This is a genomic window from Corynebacterium testudinoris (assembly GCF_001021045.1).
Classification (GTDB): Bacteria; Actinomycetota; Actinomycetes; order Mycobacteriales; family Mycobacteriaceae; genus Corynebacterium; species Corynebacterium testudinoris.
This window is the reverse complement of sequence record NZ_CP011545.1, coordinates 179,047-194,587: the sequence shown is the minus strand read 5'-3', so window position 1 is coordinate 194,587 and position 15,541 is coordinate 179,047. Positions and strand designations below refer to the sequence as shown.

14 protein-coding genes and 1 tRNA gene are annotated in these 15,541 nt (G+C 62.9%); 4 read left to right on the top strand and 11 right to left on the bottom strand.

Translation table 11 applies throughout. The annotated features are described in order from the left end of the window. Positions 1–286: 286 nt before the first annotated feature. Positions 287–901: a hypothetical protein gene (locus CTEST_RS00975; protein WP_047252147.1), complete on the top strand. Its 615-nt coding sequence runs from the start codon at positions 287–289 to the stop codon at positions 899–901. Between the two features lie 77 nt (positions 902–978). Here CTEST_RS00975 and CTEST_RS12985 read toward each other — a convergent pair whose 3' ends face one another. Both CTEST_RS12985 and gluQRS read right to left on the bottom strand, forming a co-directional pair. After that, the gene (locus CTEST_RS12985) at positions 979–2,304 is read right to left on the bottom strand and encodes a hypothetical protein (RefSeq protein ID WP_052844260.1); all 1,326 of its coding nucleotides are present in this window, start codon (positions 2,302–2,304) and stop codon (positions 979–981) included. An 81-nt stretch (positions 2,305–2,385) separates the two neighbouring features. After that, positions 2,386–3,282, bottom strand: a complete 897-nt coding sequence (gene gluQRS / locus CTEST_RS00955; protein ID WP_047254125.1) for a tRNA glutamyl-Q(34) synthetase GluQRS — start codon at positions 3,280–3,282, stop codon at positions 2,386–2,388. 19 nt (positions 3,283–3,301) lie between these two features. Here gluQRS and CTEST_RS00950 point away from each other — a divergent pair, with 19 nt between their 5' ends. Next, complete coding sequence (locus CTEST_RS00950) at positions 3,302–4,009, top strand: queuosine precursor transporter (RefSeq protein WP_047252143.1); 708 nt, start codon at positions 3,302–3,304, stop codon at positions 4,007–4,009. Here CTEST_RS00950 and CTEST_RS12980 read toward each other — a convergent pair. The 7 genes from CTEST_RS12980 to CTEST_RS00915 form a co-directional block, all read right to left on the bottom strand. Next, entirely contained in the window at positions 3,975–5,000 is a 1,026-nt protein-coding gene (locus tag CTEST_RS12980; protein ID WP_052844259.1) for a putative glycoside hydrolase, read from the bottom strand. The two genes, CTEST_RS00950 and CTEST_RS12980, sit on opposite strands and share 35 nt — an antisense overlap. A gap of 15 nt (positions 5,001–5,015) precedes the next feature. Beyond that, positions 5,016–6,272 carry a tRNA guanosine(34) transglycosylase Tgt gene (tgt, locus tag CTEST_RS00940; protein WP_047252142.1) on the bottom strand — a complete coding sequence of 419 codons (1,257 nt, stop codon included), beginning with the start codon at positions 6,270–6,272 and terminating at the stop codon, positions 5,016–5,018. Then, positions 6,269–8,743: an MMPL family transporter gene (locus CTEST_RS00935; RefSeq protein WP_047252141.1), complete on the bottom strand. Its 2,475-nt coding sequence runs from the start codon at positions 8,741–8,743 to the stop codon at positions 6,269–6,271. The genes tgt and CTEST_RS00935 overlap by 4 nt, the downstream gene beginning before the upstream one ends. 98 nt (positions 8,744–8,841) lie before the next feature. After that, positions 8,842–8,932, bottom strand: a tRNA-Ser gene (locus CTEST_RS00930). A 38-nt stretch (positions 8,933–8,970) separates the two neighbouring features. Next, positions 8,971–9,177, bottom strand: a complete 207-nt coding sequence (locus tag CTEST_RS00925) for a CsbD family protein (RefSeq protein WP_047252140.1) — start codon at positions 9,175–9,177, stop codon at positions 8,971–8,973. 89 nt (positions 9,178–9,266) lie between these two features. Beyond that, the gene (locus CTEST_RS00920; protein WP_047252139.1) at positions 9,267–9,746 is read right to left on the bottom strand and encodes a nucleoside deaminase; all 480 of its coding nucleotides are present in this window, start codon (positions 9,744–9,746) and stop codon (positions 9,267–9,269) included. Next, a complete protein-coding gene (locus tag CTEST_RS00915; protein WP_047254123.1) occupies positions 9,739–10,236 on the bottom strand; it encodes a tRNA adenosine deaminase-associated protein in 498 nt (165 codons plus the stop codon). Before CTEST_RS00915 ends, CTEST_RS00920 begins: the two co-directional genes overlap by 8 nt. A 37-nt stretch (positions 10,237–10,273) precedes the next feature. On the opposite strand from CTEST_RS00915, the gene CTEST_RS00910 reads away from it, so the two are divergent. Then, positions 10,274–11,281: a prephenate dehydrogenase gene (locus CTEST_RS00910; RefSeq protein WP_047252138.1), complete on the top strand. Its 1,008-nt coding sequence runs from the start codon at positions 10,274–10,276 to the stop codon at positions 11,279–11,281. 87 nt (positions 11,282–11,368) lie between these two features. Here the strand turns inward: CTEST_RS00910 and CTEST_RS00905 are convergent, their stop codons facing one another. Beyond that, a complete protein-coding gene (locus tag CTEST_RS00905) occupies positions 11,369–12,307 on the bottom strand; it encodes an AraC-like ligand-binding domain-containing protein (RefSeq protein WP_047252137.1) in 939 nt (312 codons plus the stop codon). 107 nt (positions 12,308–12,414) lie between these two features. Between CTEST_RS00905 and CTEST_RS00900 the strand changes: the two genes are divergently transcribed. After that, entirely contained in the window at positions 12,415–13,824 is a 1,410-nt protein-coding gene (locus CTEST_RS00900; RefSeq protein WP_047252136.1) for an aldehyde dehydrogenase family protein, read from the top strand. Positions 13,825–13,861: 37 nt separating this feature from the next. On the opposite strand, the gene CTEST_RS00895 is transcribed toward CTEST_RS00900, so the two are convergent. Continuing rightward, positions 13,862–15,535 carry an alpha-keto acid decarboxylase family protein gene (locus CTEST_RS00895; protein ID WP_047252135.1) on the bottom strand — a complete coding sequence of 558 codons (1,674 nt, stop codon included), beginning with the start codon at positions 15,533–15,535 and terminating at the stop codon, positions 13,862–13,864. Positions 15,536–15,541 lie beyond the last annotated feature (6 nt).

Below are 15,541 nucleotides of genomic sequence, written 5' to 3'. Positions count from 1 at the left end.
TGATCGCGACCGGAACGTGATTTTCGGGCCTTGGCGCCAGCGAATTCCCAGGTCGCCTCCGCCGGTGGGCCCAAAAGTCGCGAGGAGGGCGTCGCGATCACGAGTAAGCATCTCTGCCCCGAGGGGTAAGGGGAGGGGTAATGTCCACATTCTGAGTATTCAATACTCGAAACCTTGGGATAACCTGATGACGTCACGTTATTTCCACCCGTCGCAAGGTTGACGCTCCAGCATTTAGAGCATGGTGCAGGCATCTGCGGTGAGGTGCCGAGAGATTGCTGAGAGCATGACCAAAACAATCAGGATTATCCTCGTTTCCGTCATCATCACGGTGGCGATTATCGCAGGTGTGCTAGTAGTGGCTCTTAAGTTCATTCCCGACTTCGGGAAAGCCATTGAACTGGAGACCGTCACCGAGTCGAACAACACAAAGGTCATCACTGCCATCGAGCGCCAGGAGCAGGTTGTCTTGCTCGGCACCAGCACCCAAGGGCTCGCCGAGGAAAGGGCCCAGACGAACTGGCTGGGCAGGAACATTTATGGGACCGGACGCACACAGTTCGTGCAGTACAACTACCGCGCAAAGCTCGGCATTGAAGGCCGCGATGTGACCATTGAGGAGAAGGGAGAGAACCAGTTCTTGATCTCTATCCCCGCCTTCATCTTCATTGGCCACGACAACGTGCAGTTCAAGACCGCCATCGAGAACAATGGCGTGATCAGCTGGATCACTCCGGAGATCGATACCTCCGAGATGATCTCCCGGATCCTCAGCGAGGATGCCATGAATGCGCAGATCGATGAGAACCGAGCTCTCCTGCAAGACCAGGCGAAGAACTTCTATTCGGGGATCGTCAGGGGAGTTAGCCGCGAGGCGGAGCTCGAGTTCGAGTTTCGCTAGTAGCTCATTCTCCAAGCGAAAGCAGTCTTAGACCAAGAAAAATGCACCCTCCTCGGAGGGTGCATTTTTGGTTGAGCTTATTCGCTGTCAGTGGAGCTCAGTGAGCTCCCCGAGCTTCCGGAGCTACCAGAACCACAGGCATCGGACACCAAGCCCAGTGCCAGCAGGATTAGCGCGGCCGCGCCGACGCCTCCGGCAATGCGACGACCGTCCGGGCCGATCTGCTGGTTGATCTGATCAACCAGGCGCATGATCTCGGGGTTCTCGATGCCCAGACCCCGCTGTAGCTGGGTGTTGGCATCTTGAACGGCCTTCTGCGCCTGCTGCGTGAGCTGCGACAGGCCAGGAATGTTCAGCTGATCGCCCATGGCCAGCGGAATGAGCAGCAAGAGTGGCAGACCGATGCCCGCGGCAGTGGCAACGCACTTGCCGTCGGAAGAGCCACCCGGAGTTACTGGATCCGGCTCAACCTCACCAATCGGTACGGTGAAGAGTTCACCAACCTTGTTGTTTTCGAGGTACTTAGCGGATACGCCCGCGGGGAGGCCCTCACGTGGCTTGGCGTTCATCTGGACCTGGACTTCCGTGACGTCCACATCCAGGTCGGCGGGCAGGGTGATCCGAACGTTGCCCTGGCTATCGACGGTGGCGGTGGCGCCCTCGATCGGGGTATCTGAACCCGGGAGGAAGACGGTGCCCTCCATGCGGGAGTAGTCGTCGGCGGCCCCCTTGGTTACATCCACGCCGGAGTCATAGGACTTTCCGTCGGCTGCGATGTTCTTCACGCCGGCCGAGTCGATGCCCATTGTCTGGCAGTCGTTGTTCTCCCCGGCGTAGGGAAGGACCGTGGTGTGGAAGTTGAGCGTTCCGGTGGCAGTGACTCCGTCGACCAGGGTGCCGTTGGGGCCGTCCGAGTACCAAACGGCTGCGCTTCCGCCCCACCCGGGGGTGATGGCGTTGAAGTCGCCAAGATTGGAGGTGAAATTGCCAGTCGAGGTATCGACATTTTCCACTGGGAATGAGGAGTCGATGGGCAACGTGAACTGGCTGCGCGGGATATTGGTATCTGCGCTCACGGTGTACGTTCCCGCAGGTCCCTCATGCGTGAAATCGATCGTGCTGTCCGTCATCCATCGGTCGAGGTTGAAGACCTTCACGAAGGGCCGGAAGTTGGAGCGGTTGCCCGAGGTGTGGTTTTGCACACCGATGGTGACCAGTCGAGATACTGATTTGGCATTCTGACCACCGGCGGAGGTCGGGTTGATCGACGTCGACGTCAGGCTGATATCACAGGTACCGGGGGTGGCACCGACTGGATCAGCGGAGGCGATCGGCGCGGTGACCGCAGAGGCCACCCCGATCGCGAGCGCCGCCGTCACGGCGGTGATGCGCTTTATGAACATAGGCCTAGAACCTTTCGATAAGTAACTATTTAAAAAATTATTATTATCGATGACATTGGAAGTCGCAAGGCCAATGTATATTTAATTGCCGTGCCAAATAATTTCGTCTCTGGGGAGTTCCTCGGGATCAAAAACCTCGAGAAGTTGTGAAAGCTCGTCGACGCCCGGGTACCCCAGGGTCGTCGCCAAGCGGCCGACAACATCGGGCACAGAGTGGTCAACGAGCATTTCCCGGAGCGTCACCGCTCCGTCACGCTTGGCCAGGCGCTTCCCCGTGGGCCCAAGCACCAGCGGGACATGGGAGTACGCCGGCACCGGGAGGCCAAGGAGGCTGGCGAGGTAAGCCTGGCGGGGGGCGCTGGACAGGAGGTCGTCGCCGCGCACGACCTGATCGACGCCCTGGAAACCATCGTCGACGACGACGGCCAGGTTGTATGCCCACCCGGGTTCCTGGCCGCCGCGGCGCAGAACAAAATCATCGACGTCGCCGGTGTAGGCCCCACGGTAGAAATCATGGATGGTGAAGGAAGTGGTCTCTGCGCGCAAGCGCAGGGCCGGGACGCGGCCCTGCGCGGCGAGGTCGGCGCGGCGTTGGGCACGGGCGGCGTCGGAAAGCAATCGGCAGGTACCGGGATAGCTACCCGGAATGGCGTGCGGCGCCCGGGAGGCCTCCTGGATGTCTTTGCGCGAGCAGTAACACTCATAGACGGGCAACTGCTCGAGGGCGGCGGCGTAAGCCTCGGAGCGCGAGGACTGATAGAGAATGTCGCCGTCGAAGGTGAGGCCGAGGGTGAGCAGGTCCTCGATCTGGCGGTGGGCGGATTCGAGGGAGGAACGGCCGGTGTCGATATCCTCAACGCGCAGGAGGAACGACCGCCCGGAATGGCGCGCGAACAGCCACGCGATGAGAGCGGTGCGCAGGTTCCCAAAGTGGAGATCCCCGCTCGGGGAGGGTGCGTATCGTCCGGCGCCAGTCATGGGCCCTAGGATAACGGCCATGACAATTCCTCAACCTGGGCAGGGCGCCGCTACGGCTCTAGAAGAGTCCTCGGCGTCCGGCAAAGCTCGTTTCATTCCCATCCACAACTCGGTATACCCCGTCATCGTGGCCTTGTTCGTCGCGGTGTTCCTCATCTCCAACATCCTCGCCACCAAGGGCGTGTCCATTGGACCGCTGATTACCGACGGCGCCTTCTTCCTCTTCCCCGTCGCCTACATCCTCGGCGACGTGCTCAGCGAATGCTACGGATTCAAAGCCGCCCGGCGCGCCATTTTCACCGGCTTCGGCGTGACCATCCTCGCGGTCGTCTCCTTCTACATCGCCATCTGGCTCCCCCCGGCCGAGTTCTACGAAGGCCAGGAACAATTCGCCTACGTCCTCGGACTCGTCCCCCAAATCGTCCTGGCCTCTCTGGCCGGCTACCTCGTCGGCCAATTGCTCAATTCATGGGTCCTGGTCGCGATGAAAAAGCGCACGGGCGAGAAATCCCTATGGGCGCGACTCATCGGATCGACGGTCGTCGGCGAATTCGGCGACACCCTGCTGTTTTGCCTCATCGCCGCCCCCGTCATCGGCATCACCACCCTGCCCGAACTAGCCAACTTCGTCATCGTGGGCTTCGTATGGAAGACCCTCATCGAAGTGGTCCTGCTCCCCGTGACGTACCTGGTCATCGGCTGGGTGAAAAAGCGCGAGCACTACTAGGCACGACCACTCCGCGGCGCGGCGCGAGCCTCAGCTCACGCCCGCCGACCTGCACTGAAGAAGCGCGATCGCCGAGGTTGACCGCCGCCTCCCCTTCCGCCAGTTGGCGGTAAAAGATGTCGCCCGCCCGCTCGACGGGGCTGATGGCGGGGCCTAGGTCGACGTCGATAAGCAATGGCACGACATCGTGCCCATCGGGCGCGGTGGCGGTGACCGCAATGTCGCGGTCGGGGAAGAATACCCACGCCGCCGCCCACGCGAACTCCAAGAATGGATCATCGGGACGGTTAGTGCCCGGCACCCGCGCGATGGTGAGTGAGTCCTGATTCATCTCCATGACCTGGCGCAGGCAGCCCGGCAAAAAGAGCCGTTGATCAGGCTCGACGCCCCAGCCGAACCAGCATTCCTCCAGACCACCACCGTAGGCCGCATGCCTGGCCCAGCGACCTTTCTCCAAAATGGAGCCGGTGATATTGGGAACGAGGATCTTGCCCGCCTCATTGAGTGCCGTGCCCGCCCGGGCGACGAGCTCATCCAAACCATCGCGGATGATAGTCATGTCGAGACCATGGCCGTAGTAGTCGGCGTAAACATCGTTATCCGCCATCACCCCATCGAAGGGGGAAGAGGCGATCTCGGTGACCACGGTGTCCACCCACGCCTGCTGGTAGACCGGCGACCACACTTGTTGCTGCACGTGCCCCGGATAGCCATTCCACTCTGGAACCCCAGCGGCGGTGCCCAACCGCTGTGCCTGGGCCGGGCTGATCCCGCAGGAGTAGATCGGACCCTGCTCATAGGTACGCACCGAGGACAGGCACTTATAGGCCAGCACCGTGATGTTCGGATCAGCGGCCTTGAGTGCCTCGGCGGCGGCGCGCTCCGTCGGCTGGAGGATAGCCACCCGGAATTTTCCCAGGGCCAGAGCCAGCTCATCATCCCGGATCGGCCAACCCAGGCGCAGCCACGCCAGGCGGGGGCGATTACGCATCTCTAGGTCTAGCTTCTAGGACTGGCTGGAAGCGTAGTAGCGTCCCAAGAACTCATCGCGATAAGCCTCAAAGTCACCGTTGTCGATGGCAGCTCGAATGTTATCCACCAGGCGCACCATGAACTCCAAGTTGTGGATCGTGCACAGCGTGCCCGCGAGGAACTCCTTCGCCCGCAGCAAATGGTGGATGTACACGCGGGAGTAGTTCTCTGAGACGTACCCGCCGAACTCCTCGTCGACACCGCTGAAATCGCGGCGGAACTTCGCGCCCATGAGGTTCAATCGGCCATCGAGGGTGTACACGCCTCCGCGGCGGCCCAAGCGGGTGGGGGCGACACAATCGAAGGTATCCGCGCCGGCCTCAACAGCCATGAACAGGTCATCCGGCTCCGAGATCCCCAGAAGGTGGCGGGGACGATCGACGGGCAGCTCATCACAGACCCAGCCGACGATGGTGCCAAGGTTGTTCTTCTCCAACGCACCGCCAATGCCGTAGCCGCCGAAGCCCCGGCGCCCCTCGGCCTCCGCCCGCTCGGACAGCTCGACGAGGCCGCGGGTGGCTTGGCGGCGCAGATCCTCATACTGGGCGCCCTGGACCACTCCCCACAGCGACTGCAGGGGTTTATTGGCGCGCTCAGTGGTCAGGCGATCATGCTCATCCAGGCAGCGCTGCGCCCAGCGATGGGTGCGCTCGACGCTGGATTCCTGGTAGGAGCGGGTATCCATGAGCGTGGTCAGCTCATCGAAGGCGAAGATGATGTCGGCGCCCAGCTGGTGCTGGATCTGCATGGAAATCTCCGGGGTGAACCGGTGCTTCGAGCCATCCCGGAAACTGGTGAAGTCCACGCCGTCCTCATCGACCCGGGCGAGGTTTGGTTTGTTGCGGGTGTGGTGCTTGCCCTCGGCAGCCTCCATGGTGAGCGTTTTTTGGAAGCCCACGCCCTGGCTCATCACTTGGAATCCGCCGGAGTCGGTGTAGGTCGGGCCGTGCCAGTTTTCAAAGGCGGCCACTCCCCCGGCCTCGTCCACAATGTCGGCGCCCGGCTGCAGGTACAGGTGATACGCGTTAGACAAGATCGCCTGCGCCCCCGTGAGACGGATCTGCTCCGGGGTCAACGTTTTCACGGTCGCCTTGGTGGCAACCGGGATGAACGCGGGCGTCTGGATATCTCCGTGGGGGGTGTGGATGACGCCGGTGCGGCCGTGGCGCCCACCCGTGCCGGCATCCGCCAATTGCGTGCCAACCTCAAAGGTCAAACCTGAAGTGCTCATGAGGTCACCTTATCCATCTCTTTGCGGTGGGCCATCTCCGCAGCGTGGCGGGCCTCCCACTCCTTTTCCAATTCCGTGCCTTCGATATCGAGCCGGGGGATGAGTCGGTCCAGCCACTTGGGGATCCACCACGTGGCGCTACCCATGAGGAACATGGTGGCGGGGACGAGCGACATGCGGATAAAGAAGGCATCAAAAAGCACGCCGAAACCGAGGGCGAAGCCGAAGATCTGGATGAAGGGCAAGGGCTGATCAATAAACGCGATGAACACGGCGATCATGATGAGCGCGGCGGCGGTGACCACGCGGGCACCGCGGGTGAAGCCCACGATGGTGGACTCTTCGACCGCGTCGAGGCGCAGTGACCGCAGCGGGACATCCGTGTCCCCGGCTTTTTCGGCCCGCTCGCGCAGGGTGATGTAGTGCTCGCGCATGCGGGTGACCAGGAAGACTTGGTAATCCATGGCCAGGCCGAAGGTGACACCGATGAGGAAGATTGGCATGAAGGAGATCAGCGGGGCGGGGGTGTTGACCAGGCCCCACAGGCCCTGCTGCCACACGAGGACGGTCACGCCGAAGGCCGCACCGACGGAGAGCAAGAAGCCCAAGCCCGCGACGATGGGTACGAGGACCGAACGGAAGACGGCAAACAAGAGGAAGATGGCCAGCCCGACGACGATGGCAAGGTAGATCGGCATCGCGCCGGAGAGCCGTTCGGTGATGTCCATCTGCACCGCGGTGAGGCCGGTCATGCCGATCTTCACTCCCGTGGCATCGGAAATCTCTGCGCTTTGGGCACGCAGGGCATGAGAGACCTCGGTTGTGTACTGCTCGTCCGGGCCGGTCACAGGTGTCACCATGACCTGCGCTGCGGTGGAGTCGTCGTTCACGCCGACGATCTGCGCGTGCTTGACGCCACCAACGCTCTTGAGCTGTCCCACCGTGTACAGGAACGAGCTCGACGCTGCGGCTTTCTCCCGATCAACGACCTCACCATTGGCTTCCGCCAAGGAGGTCTGGGCGCGGACCAGGGGTTCCAGGGCCGCGGAATCCGGGTTGACGTCGTGGGCATCGACGATGACGAGGAAGGGCGCGTTGATACCCGGGCCAAAGCCCTCCGCCATGAGATCGGCGGACTTGCGCTGGGTGGTGTCGAGGTTGGAGGTGGAATCCGAGGGCAGCGACAGCTCCATGTTGAGCACCGGGGCGCTGAGCGCACCGAGCCCGAGCACGACCACGGCCATGACGAGGCCGGGTGCGCGGCGGACGAAGCTGACCCAGCGGTTGCCCAGCGTGCGGCGGACGGGACGGCGCTTGCCCTTGCGCATCGGGTTGCCCGCCACGCCGGGGATGCGGCCCTTGAACGTCCGGTCCCCCAGCACACCGAGCAGGGCCGGGATGAAGGTGAGCGCCACCAGCACTGCCACGAGGACGGTGAAGGCCGCGGACAGTCCCATGGCGGTGAGGAAGCCAATGTTGACGATGGTCAGCGCCGCCAGCGCGATAATGACCGTCGCCCCGGCGAAGACCACGGCAGAACCGGCGGTGCCCACCGCCATTCCTGCGGCCTCATCGGCGGGCATGCGTTCTCGTTCCGCCCGATAGCGGGAGAGAATAAACAGCGCGTAGTCGATGCCAACGGCCAGGCCGATCATGACCGCGAGCACCGGGGTGATGTCATTGAGCTCCACGAAGCGGGTCGCCCCGACGATGACGAGGGCACCGATGCCAACTCCGATGACCGCGGTGAGCAGCGGCAGCCCGGCGGCAACGAGCGAACCGAACGTGAAGATGAGGACCACGAAGGCGATGGCGAGGCCAATGAGCTCGCTTGTCGTTTTCACACTGATCGGGTCACCGAAACCCGCGCCACCCGCCTCGACCTCGAGGCCCTGCTCGCGGCCCAGATCCATCGCGTGGTTGACCACGTCGCGGTGTTCCTGGGTGACATCCATCGACGAGGGCACGTCGATGTCAAACGTGGTGTAGCCGATGCGGCCATCGGGCGAGATCATCCGCAGATTTGCCGCGTCCTGGCGGGCCATCTCCTCCGGCAGGCCCTGCTGGGTCATCTGCTCCACCACTCCGGCTTCCAGGGCCGGTGAGAGCACGACGGGGTTGCCAAAGCGTTGGTCATTGGAGATGTCGTGGAGGTTGTCCCGGATGTAGGTCACCACCGTGTCAATCGCCGCGGAGTTCTCCGGCGCCGCCAGTTCTTCCCCCTCGGGGGCGACGAACACCACGTTGACGGAGGCCGCGTTCGCCGGGTTGCCGGCGTCCGGGAAGTTGTCCTGCAGCGTTGAAATAGCCTCGATCGACGGTGTGCCGCCGATGGTGAACTGGCTGGAGAAGGGCTTCTGGATGGCCATGGCGCCGCCAGCGATGCCCGCCAAGATGCCCACCCAGATGACGATGACAATCCACTTTTTGTGGAAGGACCAGCGTCCCAGTTTGAAGAGGAATTTTGCCACGGTGTTGGTGCCTTCTCACAGATAGAGGTGCAAACTTCCCCCAGTGTACCGAGGGTGCGAAAAGCCCCCGGGACCAAGAATGGTGCCGGGGGATTTCATGGCGGTGGCGGCGGGATTTGAACCCGCGGTTGGGGGTTACCCAACAATCGCTTTCGAGGCGATCACCTTCGGCCGCTCGGACACGCCACCGCGATACAGACTAACGGAGCGTGCCGGGTCCGACCAAATTACTTCTTGTCGTCCTTGAAGGAACCGATGACCTTGTTCACGCCATCCTTGATGGCGTCACCTGCCTCGGAGGCCTTCTCCTTGATGTCGGACTTGACCTGATCGGCGCGGCCCTCGTCGCGGAGCTCTTCGTTGCCGACAGCCTCGCCGAAGCCTTCCTTGGCCTTGCCGCCGAGGTCCTGTGCCTTGTTTTCGAAATCACCCATGTTTGAGTCTCGCTTTCTGGATCATGTGGAACGATCGGACGGTTAACGTGATCCAGCTTACGCGCGACTCCGCTAGCGTGCAGAAATTTTTATCTTAAGCCTGTGAAGAAGGATTGCAGCAGCTCCGCGCACTCTTTCTCCAGCACTCCGCCGCGCACCGCGGGGCGGTGGAGCTGGCCTGGGGCACGGACGGCGTCGATAAGCGAGCCGCAGGCTCCAGTCTTGGGCTCGTACGCCCCGAAAATGACCTCGCCCACGCGCGCGCCGATGATCGCTCCGGCACACATGGTGCAGGGTTCGAGCGTGACCACGAGCGTGCACTCCGTCAGCCGCCACGCATCGCCATAGGCGCGCACGGCTCGGCGAATCGCCTCCATCTCAGCGTGGGCGGTGGGATCGGAGTCCGCTTCTCGACGATTCGTCCCCCACCCCAGCTCCCGCCCATCGGGGGCGAACACCACCGCACCCACCGGGATATCCCCCGGTGGCGTTGCGCGCGCAACCTCCAATGCCCGGCGCATCCGCGCCTCCGCGTCCACCAGCCCGCGCTCCCGCGGCAGCCTAGCCATCAATCCCGGCGGCCTCCGCCAACTCGTCCGCGAACCCCAACTCCTCAGCGATGCGCATGAGCTGCTCAGACGGCATCGGCTCCTGATTTTCCACGATGACGTCCAGCACCTCCTCGCTCAACCCCAGGTCAGCCAGCAGATCAAAATCCCCATCCGGCCAGCCGTCGACCTCATCGAGCTCATCTGCATCCAGATCAGGGATCTCCGCCCCGAGTTCCCCCAACACGCCCGCCGCAAAATCATCATCCACCGCCATAGTCGCGTCCGACAACAGCAGCTGCACCCGATTCGGAGTCGGCCGGACGATGACAAAATACTCATCTTCCACGCACAGCAAAGCGAACGCGGGCCCCTCGCTGCGCAAGGACCGCACTGCACGAATCGAGGTATCAATAGAGGAAAAATCATCGGCGAAGGGGCGCACGATCCATTGCCCCTCCGGCCTGGTCACCGTCACAGCAAAACTGTGGCCATACTCCTCGTGTTCCATACCGGTGAGCGTAGTCGCGTTGTGCCACACTTGTCAGGTGACCTCGACGAACGTGAAGCGCCCCATCTGCATTCTCGGACTCGGCCTCATCGGCGGCTCCCTCCTCCGCGACCTCGCCGCCTGCGACCAGCCCGTATTCGGCTACAACCGCTCCGCCTCCGCCGCCCACGCGGCCGCCACCGCGGGCTTCGACGTGAGCCCGTCGCTGGAAGAAACGCTCGCCCGCGCCGAGGAGGTCGGCGCGTTGATCGTCATCGCCACGCCAATGCCCGCGATCCCCATGCTTCTCGACGCCCTCCTCCTCCACGCGCCCACCTGCGGCTTCACCGATGTCGTCTCCGTCAAACGCAAAGTATGGGAGCTCGTGCTGGAACGCGGCATGCAGGACCGCTATGTCGGCGGACACCCCATGGCCGGCACCGCCGACAGCGGGTGGGAAGCCTCCCAGACCGGCCTCTTCCAGGGTGCCGCCTGGGTGATCACCTACGATCACGCCCCCGACGCCAGCCCCGAATGGATCTCATTGTGGACGGACGTCGCCGCCATGATCCTCGCCGTCGGAGCCGAAGCCATCCCCGCCCGAGTGGATAGCCACGACGCCGCCGTCGCCCGGATCTCCCACCTCGTCCACATCTTCGCCGAAGTCTTGGCCGTCGTCGGCGACACCGGCGGGGCGCTAGCCCAATCGCTCGCCGCCAGCAGCTTCCGCGACTCCACCCGCGTCGCCGGCACCCAACCCGCCCTCGTCCAAGCGATGTGCGAAACCAATGCCACCGCCGTCATCGCCGCCCTGGACGAAGCACTGATCATGCTTCACGACGCCCGCGATTCCCTCGCCGCCCCCCATCCCGACATCTCCGACCTCGCGGACGCCGGCTACGCCGCCCGCGTCCGCTTCGAAGCACGCCACGGTGCCCGGCGCGAATCCGTCTCCCCCATCAAGATCTCCTCCCGCCCCCTGCTGCGTCTCCACCCAGGGACCCCCGGCTGGATCCGACAGCTCGAGCACGCGGAATCGCTGGGCGGGCGGATCGAGATCTTCTAGGAACGGGGAAAGGGCAATTCGAGCTCACGTGTTAATCGAGTAGGCGTCGCCGCGCTCTCGATTAACGGGTCTACTCGAATTGCCTTTTCATTGGCCGAGCATCATCCTGCTCCGATAGCCACTGGGTGATTCTCCGAATTCAGCACGGAAGAGCCGGGACACCTGGGAAGAATCCGCCAGGCCGTAGCGGGTACCGATGGACTGAATCGACTCGGACACGTGTAGCGGGTCCGCGAGGTCCCGGCGGATCAGTTCCAACCGACGGCCCCGGATGTAGGAACTGACGGTCAGGCCACCGGAGGAGAACTGAGCGTGGAGGTGCCGCACGGAGACGAACAGTGCCTCGGCGATCATCCGGGGGCTGAGCTCGGGGTTGTCCAAATGAGTGTCAACATAGGCAACCGCCTGCTGAAAGAGCAGGTTATTCGCTAGCGCCCCGTCCGCCTGACTGAGTTCCGAGGACAACACGGTGACCAACATGTCCAGAGCGGAGCGCAGCAAGGATCCCGCATACGGCCCGGTGAGCACCTCGAAGTTCAAGGCTATTTGCTCGAACAGCGGGACCGCGACCCGCCCCAGACCCTCGTTCTTCGCGATCGGGACGGCAGTCACCTGGCCGATCTGATCCGGGGTCATCTGCACGAAGCTCTCCGGGAAGTACACCACCAGTGAGCGTTGCGCAGCTGGGTACGACAATCGGTACGGGCGCTGGGTGACATACAAAGCTAGGTCCCCTGGGCGCAGCACACAATGCCGTCCGTCCTGGGCGAGGGTGGACTCGCCCTCCATTTGCAGGCTGAGCTTGCAGTACGGAACGACGTCCGCAGGGATGGCCGTGATGAGCCGGTCGACGGTGTGGGCGGGAGTTGTCATATCGAATAGGGACACCTCGCCCACGGTGACCACGCCCAGGTCGGCGCGGAAGCCGTCGGGGTCCTCGGTGTTGACCTCCAACGAGCCGAAGGGGGACGCGACCGCTTCCCGCCACTCCGACAGCGTCAGCGACGACCGAGTTGATAGGGACATGAACCCTCCACATCACACTGAATGGCAATAATCGTGCGCCCTTCTTCAATGGGACGAAGGTGTGTTGTAGGACACAATGAGCACAAACCTACCACCCAGGAGGAACCATGACCGAGTTAACGTTCGACAACCTTCTCGCCGCCATCGAAGACAGCAATGGCCGAGAGATCCTCAACCCGGCGACCGGCGAGCTCGTCGGCCGTGCCCCCAGGCACACCGTGTCTGATCTCAACGATGCTGTTCAGCGCGCCGTCGATAGCCAACAAGGCTGGGCAGCACTGACCGATGAGGAGCGCTGCCATTACCTATTCAAAGCCGCCGACGCCATCGCGGCGGTGGCGGAACCGCTCGCGCAGCTGCTCTCCCGCGAACAGGGCAAACCCCTCAACGGCCCCAACGCCCGATTCGAAGTAGGGGCGTGCACCGCCTGGCTCCAGGCCACTGCTTCCTTTGAGTTGAAGGAAGAAACGCTTGTCGACGACGGCGAGAAGCACGCCGTGATCAACTACCGCCCCATCGGCGTCGTCGGTGCCATCGGCCCCTGGAACTGGCCGATGATGATCACCATCTGGCAGGTGGCTCCCGCCCTCCGGATGGGAAACACGGTGGTGGTGAAGCCGTCGGAGTACACCCCGCTCAGCGTGCTCGCCCTCGTCTACGTGCTCAACACCGTCCTACCGGAAGGGGTGCTCACCATCGTCTCCGGCGAAGGGGACGTCGGTGCGGCGCTGAGCACCCACGAGGACATCGGCAAGATCATGTTCACCGGTTCCACCGCCACCGGCAAGAAAATCATCGAGGCCTCCGCCGACACCATCAAGCGCCTCACGCTGGAACTCGGCGGCAACGACGCCGGCATCGTGCTTGACGACGTCGACCCGACCGCCATCGCCGAGGACCTATTCTGGGGAGCGTTCATCAACACCGGGCAAACCTGCGCCGCCCTCAAGCGGCTCTACGTCCCCGACGCCATCTACGACGAGGTCTGCGCAGCTCTGGTCGCAGTGGCGGAAAACATGCCGATGGGCGTGGGCCTGGATGAGCACAACGTGCTCGGCCCCCTGCAGAACAAGGCCCAATTCGACATCGTGGACCGGCTGGTCACCGCCGCCAAGGATTCCGGCGCGCGGGTGCTCACCGGCGGCGATCCCGACCGCGATGCCCCCGGGTACTTCTACCCCACCACCTTGGTCGCCGACATTGACCTCGACAATCCCTTGGTGGTCGAGGAGCAATTCGGACCTGTGTTGCCGATCATCCGCTACACCGATCTGGACGACGCCATCGCCCACGCCAACAGCCTCGATTACGGGCTAGGTGCCTCGGTGTGGTCTTCCGACCGCGAGCGGGCCGTGAACGTTGCAGCCGGTATCGAAGCTGGCACCGTGTGGATCAACAACCACGGCGGCATCGACCCCCGCATCCCCTTCGGCGGCATCAAGGGCTCCGGCTTCGGGCTCGAGTTCGGCGTCGAAGGCCTCAAGGCGCTCGGCGTGCCGCAGGTCATCAGCGGATAATTCATAGCCCGTCCCACGGTGTCAGCGTGGGACGGGTTTAAGGGTTGCGGGGACCCCGCGGGCCGTAGTCAAAGTCGGCGGTCATCGGGCCGAAAGCCTTGAGACCATCCGGGGCATCCTCCGGATCCAAGTGGACCTCCAGGAACGCCCCGGCGCCCGAGGCATCGATGCTGGCCAGGGCTTCCTCTAGCTCCTGCTCCGTGGATGCCGAGTAGCTAACCATCGTGGTCGACGGGTGGAAAACCTTCGGGAGCTTGCCGTAGCTCCAATTGGCCACGTCGTTGTAGCCGGAGTTCATGCCGAGGATGAAACGTTCGATGGTGTAGCCCCGGTTATTCACCAGCACGATGATCGGAGCCAGATCCTCCCGCAGGATCGTCGACAGTTCCTGCGCAGTCATCTGGAAGGAACCATCGCCGATGAAGAGAATGTGGCGACGCTCCGGGGAGGCGAGTTGGCTCCCCAGCAAGGCGGGCAGGGTATATCCGATGGACCCCCAGATCGATGAGTTGATGTACTTGCTGTCCGTGGGGAAGGTCTGCGCACTCAGGCCGATGTTGGAGGTGCCCGCATCGGCGATCACGACGTCGTCGGAACGCAAGAAGCGCGACAGCCGCGGCCACATCCTCGCCTGAGTCAACGGGGCATCCACTTCCACGGTCCACTCCGGTTGCTGCGGCGTCGGCGGGAGATCCCTCGCGCTGGCCACCGGCATCCGGTCCAACAGAATATCGAGGAGTTCGAGCCCCGTGATACCCACATAATGCTCGCCCTCAATGCTCACGTGCTGATCACCGAAGTCAAGGATGTCCTCCTCCGGCAACTCATGGGTGAACGAGCCGGAATTCACCTCGATGAAGCGCGGGGTGGTGGTGATGAGGAAATCAGAATTTTCGACGGCCTCCCGAACAGCGGGAGCCGAACCCGCACCGTTGTAGGTGCCCAGGTACAGCGGATGCTGCTCATCGAGGACTCCCCGACCAGAGGTCAAATGCGCATAAGGAGTGTGCGTCTTCTCCGCGATGGCCTGCAGAGCAGGGACAAACCCATGGCGATCAGCATCCAAATCCGCCAAAATCACCGGACGCTCGGCGCGGCTAAACAACTCCAAAATCCGCTCGGCAGCGGACTCCAAACGCTCCGGGTCACTGGTGGGCAACGTGGCGTCAAAGGGGACGTCCGGAACCTCGACGGTCAGGTGCGAGATGTCAGAGGGCAGCTGAATGTGTACCGGCCTTTTCTCCCGAAGGCAGGTGTGCAGGGCACGATCAATCTCCTCGACGGCATTCATCGGGGTGAGACGCACGGCCACGTCAGTGAAGTGCCCAATGCTCTCCAACATGTTGCTGAAGTTCCCATCCGCCATCGTGTGATGCAGCGCGTATCGGTCCTCCGTGGCATACAACGGCGGGGCACCCGCGATGGACACAACCGGGACGTGCTCCGCGGCAGCGCCAGCGATTCCGTTGAGAGCACTGAGTTCACCCACCCCATACGTGGTCAGCAGCGCGGATATCCCCCGCGAGCGCGCGTATCCATCCGCAGCATAAGCAGCATTGAGTTCATTGCACGTGCCAATGAACCGAATACCGTCGGTCTCATCAACCTGCTCCAACAAACTGAGGTTGAAATCGCCGGGGACACCAATGATCTCAGTAATCCCGACTGTCTTGAGCCGGTCGAGCAGAAATTCTCCGATGGTGATACGCATGAACAC

Bases quoted from the DNA above. Each gene is read 5' to 3' on its own strand.
- CTEST_RS00975 (WP_047252147.1), top strand. From the start codon at position 287: ATGACCAAAACAATCAGGATTATCCTCGTTTCCGTCATCATCACGGTG.
- CTEST_RS12985 (WP_052844260.1), bottom strand. From the start codon at position 2,304: ATGTTCATAAAGCGCATCACCGCCGTGACGGCGGCGCTCGCGATCGGG.
- gluQRS (WP_047254125.1), bottom strand. From the start codon at position 3,282: ATGACTGGCGCCGGACGATACGCACCCTCCCCGAGCGGGGATCTCCAC.
- CTEST_RS00950 (WP_047252143.1), top strand. From the start codon at position 3,302: ATGACAATTCCTCAACCTGGGCAGGGCGCCGCTACGGCTCTAGAAGAG.
- CTEST_RS12980 (WP_052844259.1), bottom strand. From the start codon at position 5,000: ATGCGTAATCGCCCCCGCCTGGCGTGGCTGCGCCTGGGTTGGCCGATC.
- tgt (WP_047252142.1), bottom strand. From the start codon at position 6,272: ATGAGCACTTCAGGTTTGACCTTTGAGGTTGGCACGCAATTGGCGGAT.
- CTEST_RS00925 (WP_047252140.1), bottom strand. From the start codon at position 9,177: ATGGGTGATTTCGAAAACAAGGCACAGGACCTCGGCGGCAAGGCCAAG.
- CTEST_RS00920 (WP_047252139.1), bottom strand. From the start codon at position 9,746: ATGGCTAGGCTGCCGCGGGAGCGCGGGCTGGTGGACGCGGAGGCGCGG.
- CTEST_RS00915 (WP_047254123.1), bottom strand. From the start codon at position 10,236: ATGGAACACGAGGAGTATGGCCACAGTTTTGCTGTGACGGTGACCAGG.
- CTEST_RS00905 (WP_047252137.1), bottom strand. From the start codon at position 12,307: ATGTCCCTATCAACTCGGTCGTCGCTGACGCTGTCGGAGTGGCGGGAA.
- CTEST_RS00900 (WP_047252136.1), top strand. From the start codon at position 12,415: ATGACCGAGTTAACGTTCGACAACCTTCTCGCCGCCATCGAAGACAGC.
- CTEST_RS00895 (WP_047252135.1), bottom strand. From the start codon at position 15,535: ATGCGTATCACCATCGGAGAATTTCTGCTCGACCGGCTCAAGACAGTC.